The sequence below is a fragment of the Staphylococcus rostri genome, assembly GCF_002902145.1.
Lineage (GTDB): Bacteria > Bacillota > Bacilli > Staphylococcales > Staphylococcaceae > Staphylococcus > Staphylococcus rostri.
This window is the reverse complement of record NZ_PPRF01000035.1, coordinates 1-4,638: the sequence shown is the minus strand read 5'-3', so window position 1 is coordinate 4,638 and position 4,638 is coordinate 1. Positions and strand designations below refer to the sequence as shown.

7 protein-coding genes are annotated in these 4,638 nt (G+C 35.4%); 1 reads left to right on the top strand and 6 read right to left on the bottom strand.

Going from position 1 to position 4,638, the window contains the following annotated elements:
* Positions 1-116: 116 nt before the first annotated feature.
* The 4 genes from CD122_RS05995 to CD122_RS05980 form a co-directional block, all read right to left on the bottom strand.
* Positions 117-335, bottom strand: a complete 219-nt coding sequence (locus tag CD122_RS05995; RefSeq protein ID WP_103358090.1) for a hypothetical protein — start codon at positions 333-335, stop codon at positions 117-119.
* A complete protein-coding gene (locus CD122_RS05990; RefSeq protein ID WP_103358089.1) occupies positions 328-759 on the bottom strand; it encodes a RusA family crossover junction endodeoxyribonuclease in 432 nt (143 codons plus the stop codon). The genes CD122_RS05995 and CD122_RS05990 overlap by 8 nt, the downstream gene beginning before the upstream one ends.
* A 196-nt stretch (positions 760-955) precedes the next feature.
* The gene (locus tag CD122_RS05985; protein ID WP_103358088.1) at positions 956-1,726 is read right to left on the bottom strand and encodes an ATP-binding protein; all 771 of its coding nucleotides are present in this window, start codon (positions 1,724-1,726) and stop codon (positions 956-958) included.
* A 12-nt stretch (positions 1,727-1,738) separates the two neighbouring features.
* Positions 1,739-2,473 (bottom strand): conserved phage C-terminal domain-containing protein, encoded by a 735-nt coding sequence (locus tag CD122_RS05980; protein WP_103358087.1) that lies wholly within the window; start codon positions 2,471-2,473, stop codon positions 1,739-1,741.
* A gap of 55 nt (positions 2,474-2,528) precedes the next feature.
* On the opposite strand from CD122_RS05980, the gene CD122_RS05975 reads away from it, so the two are divergent.
* Positions 2,529-3,167: a hypothetical protein gene (locus tag CD122_RS05975; RefSeq protein ID WP_103358086.1), complete on the top strand. Its 639-nt coding sequence runs from the start codon at positions 2,529-2,531 to the stop codon at positions 3,165-3,167.
* A gap of 116 nt (positions 3,168-3,283) precedes the next feature.
* Here the strand turns inward: CD122_RS05975 and CD122_RS05970 are convergent, their stop codons facing one another.
* On the bottom strand, positions 3,284-3,949 hold the full coding sequence (locus CD122_RS05970; protein ID WP_103358085.1) for a putative HNHc nuclease: 666 nt from the start codon (positions 3,947-3,949) through the stop codon (positions 3,284-3,286).
* A gap of 12 nt (positions 3,950-3,961) precedes the next feature.
* The gene (locus tag CD122_RS05965; protein ID WP_103358084.1) at positions 3,962-4,519 is read right to left on the bottom strand and encodes a single-stranded DNA-binding protein; all 558 of its coding nucleotides are present in this window, start codon (positions 4,517-4,519) and stop codon (positions 3,962-3,964) included.
* Positions 4,520-4,638: the final 119 nt, after the last annotated feature.

Sequence of the window (4,638 nt, the reverse complement as noted above, 5' to 3'; positions counted from 1 at the left end):
CCGTTTCCCTACCTGTATATTTAGCCATCTGGTTAACACTGATTTCTTGGCCTTTATACTCATACTTTTTTGACCTATCCTTTGGTATTCTAGGCAAATCTAGCATGCTATCCCTCCTATGGTTTTAATAGTTCGTCAATCGTTAACTGCCCAAGCTCTTCATAACTTAAAAGATTAAATTTGCGTTTAAATTCTTCAACGTTATTGGTGAGCAAATTGATGTGCTCAAGTTGCGTTCCATCTATTCCTTTAATTTTGTACTTTTGTCCTGTGTATACAGAAACAGTGACAACTGCCTGTTTTCTTTCGTTGTATAAGTTGAAGGTTTTATTCATCTTCATCCAACTCCTTTATAATCAATACAGTACGTGCTACACTATCCCATTTTTTGAATGTTCTGATATCCACAACTTGGTTATCATCTAGCCACAGCTTTCCATTACCTGCATCTAATACTGTTTTAAGTAAGTTATCCAAATCTGGTTTAGTGTTTTTGTACCTCATTAACTTTTCGAGTCCTTTTCTCTTTGACCAACTTTTTAAAGGCGGGTAATAAAACTCAACGGTTAACTTGATATCTTTACTACTTTTCATTTCAGGCATCTGATCTGCGATAAAATTTTTATGCTTTGTGTAGTGAGTAGGCATATATGCCTGTACAAATCGCTTTGCTTTTCGGAATCTTGGTCTCGGAGATGCCATCGGTTTATCAAAATGCTTAACGTCTTTGTAAAAAATTTCAATTCTTGACTCTGTCATAACTCCTCCTTGTTGAAATCAGAACCTCATGATTTTTATACCACCTCGTATATCGTCACAGCGGGCCGTGTGTTGCGTTCTTTTAATTTCTGGTTAATTATACCGACCAACACTTTTTCGTCGCCCTGTGCGTATCCTATGATTTTTTGAGCGTATATGTCACTACACTCTAGAATTTGTTTGATATTTTCAATTGTCACCAAGTCTCACGCTCCCTATAATCATCACCAATTACTTTTACAGTCCTAGCATTATGTTTCATCCTAGAACTGATGCGTTGCCAATTCACATTCTGATTTAAATCTTTGTTGTTGAAATTTGTAGTGAATATGTTGTTCTTACCAACACGATTGTCCACAATGCTAAATAATTTGTTTAGTGTGTGTTCGGTATTTTCTACCCCCATGTCGTCAAGCACAAGTAAGTCGATGTTGCTCAAAAGTTTTACAAGCTCATCTGTCGTCTCGCTCGCATTTTTTTTGTAAGTCGCTTTGATACGATCCATCAACATAGGTATATGCATAAACGCAACTGAGTATCCTTGATTTTTAATCGCCTTAGCTATCGCGTAAGCTAGATGTGATTTACCTGTACCATACGACCCTTGTAAAATCAGTGATTTAGGTTGTTTAACTGAAAATGTCTTTACGTATTCAATAGCGGTCTGTTTCGCTTTATCCTGCGCTTCATTTTGAGGCTGGTAGTTGTTGACTGTTGCACCTTTCAAAGATGAATTCACATTGGATTGATTGAATATATTGTGAATCGATTGTTGTTTCCGTTTTTTCTCAGCTTCTTTGCCTGCTTCAATCATTGCGCAGTCACAACCATGCTTAAATTCTTGACCATTGCTAAACTTGTAATAGTCATATACGTTACCGCAGTGTTCGCATTTCTGGTTAAGCTTCTGTTCGACTATATTCTGATTAGGCTTGATGTTATGTGCCAAATTTCTAATAGATTGCATCTAACTCCCCCTCTAGTCCCAGTAACTTTCATCATACTTCATACGCTCTAATTGGCTTATACCACTTGACTGTATCTCTTGATTTAGATACCCTTCAAATTTAGTACCGAATAAAGTTTCGGGTCTGAGATACTTTTCCATATTTGAGCCTTTCCACTCTGAAACTTTGTTATCAATCACTCTTTTAAAGTCATCTAGTGTAAACCCTTCATCAGTTCTAGCACGTATGACTGTTCGATTCTTTTTAGTGGTCGATTTATATTGTTTGTCTGCTTGCCGGTTTAAATAATCGATTACATCCTTGTAAGGATACGTAGTCGGGTTGCCCGACAATATATTACTGTCATTATTAGTTAAGTTATTATTAGTGGAGTTATTATTAGTAGTGTCGGGTTTACCTAAGTGGGAATTCCCTAAGTGAGTTTTACCTAAGTGGGAATTTCCGACATAGGTCGGTTGTTCATAAACCTGATATTCGTATTCTTTGTATTGACCCTTTTTGTCTCTGATTCGTCGTCTATGAATGTAACCTGCATCTTGTAATTCTTTCATTCCACTTCTCACACTGTCTCGTCCATCTGAAGCGTGTTTTTGTAGTTCAATTTCATATACTTGCCAGTCATCAGGTCTACTCAACAGATAAAGGAGCATCCCTTTCGCTTTCCAACTTAGCGAATCATCAGTGATAAACTCTTTGTGTACTGTCACAAAATTTCCACTCTCTTTAAAAACTCTAAAAGTTGCCATATTAACAACTCCTTTCTGGTATAATTATTTAAAAATAAAATTAGGAGTGATTTATTTGAAAAAATGTTTTGTAGTTTGTCCTATAGGCGCTGATAACTCTAGCGAACGTGCTCAATCAGATTCATTGTTAAAATATATCCTTGAACCTGTTTTGAACGAGTTTGACTTTGAAGTAATAAGAGCTGATAAAATTAACTCGCCGAGTATCATTACAGATGACATATTGAAACACCTAAATGAAAGTGAATTAGTAATATGTGATATGTCTAGCCATAATCCAAATGTTTTTTATGAGTTAGGTTATCGCCACGCAATTAATAAAACGTGTATTACAATGGTTCATAAAGACGAATCAATACCTTTTGACTTAAGCCAACACCGTACAATTAAATATTCAAAAGATATTGATGATGTTGAAAAAGCAAAAAATCACTTATCTGAAATGCTTAGAACATATGAGAATGACGGCTATAACGAATCTGATATTTCCACAAATAATAATCAAACTTCAAATGGTGAGTTACTAAGACATTTGATAGATATCAAAAGTGAAGTTTCTGACTTGAAAGAATCATTGAATAATCGTCCATCTAGCGAAATACCAAACGAGGCTATAGCTCCTTTAATGACTATGATGTTTGAAGACCCTGATAAATTCCAGAAAGTTATGAGTATAGCTCAAGAGTTCAATTAATAACCTTTACCTTTTAAGAAGCCTTCTAAATATTTAATACGGGCTTCTTTTTCTTTAAGCAACTTTTCCTGGAACTGGATATAATTAATTACAAAACGTATTAATAATTTATTCATCTAATCCCCTCCTTTCAGCATTTTGTTAAGACGCTCATCTACCTTAATCCATGAGTTTTCGAGATGATATTTTTTATCGAATGACTTTACGCCTATTGCATGTTGTTCATCGTGATGCGTTCTGCACAAAGCTAAAACGTGTTTGTCGTAGTGATTCATCTTTTTGCGATTAAATCCACGTCCTACTGCTTCGTAATGCGCTAGTTCAGCTCGAGGTTTACCGCATATTACACAGTTTCTGTTAACAGTAGCCCAATATAACAATGCTTTATCTTCTTTGAGCAACATACTCGTTTCGACCTGCATCGGTATTTGATGACGGAACATAAAAGCTATAATAAGCTCAATCAGTTCCCTAGCTACTTTCATGCTGCAATTACTTAAACTTATATGATCGTAGCCATTCATTATCTCTAATTCGGATTGAAATATACGTCTTGTTGACTCTACCGGTTCTCCCCAATGCAGCTCTATATCCCTGCACAACGCAAAAATCTTTTTACGTTGATCACTCGAAATTCTCTTGTTGTCGTGTACGTCTACATCTGCATTAATCGAATAACCATTTTCTAAAAGTTCAATATGACTTTGTTCAAGTTTTACACCGGTAGCAACGACGGAATATGTACCGTCGTTGTCTGCCTGGTATCTTGTAATACGTTGCATTTATATCACGCCTTAAAACGGTAAATCATCACCATATCCTAATGGATCATTACCAGCAAATGGATTGCTTTGTTGAGACATCGGTGTTTGTTGTTGGGAGTTTGAATTATTTTGCTTTTCTTCCGCCTTTTGTTCATCGGTTTTCGGTGTTGATTTGTTAATCACGTCATCACCTTTGTTCCAAACTTTGATGTATGATAGTTGAGGCATGTATTTACCTAAGTTTTCTCTAAACTTCCATTTCACAACGATGTTACAGACTTTGTTGATTAGTTGATCCGAATCAAACGTTAAATCTGGTAAGTTTAGTTTGATTCCCAATCTACTTAACAATTCAATATATTGTTTTTCTTGGAAATCTTCTCTGAATGGTGGCACGAACTGATTATGGTTAAATTGTTTACCTTCATTATTCTCGAACACGATTGTGAAGTAGCGGTTTTCTTTGTCGTTAAATTGAATTTCTTTAACTTTTACCGTAAATTCTCCAGCACCTAAGAATTCGCCACCTTTTAAAAATGCTTCTTGATTTGTTTCTGTAATATGAGTTGCTCTGCCTGCGATTTTCATAAAAAATTACCGTCCTTTTTTATTTTTAGTTTCCATTTCTGATAGCATCAACTAGCATTGATAACGATGCATTTTCAAACTTTTTATTATTAAGTGTTACTGATGGGGAATGTCTTACT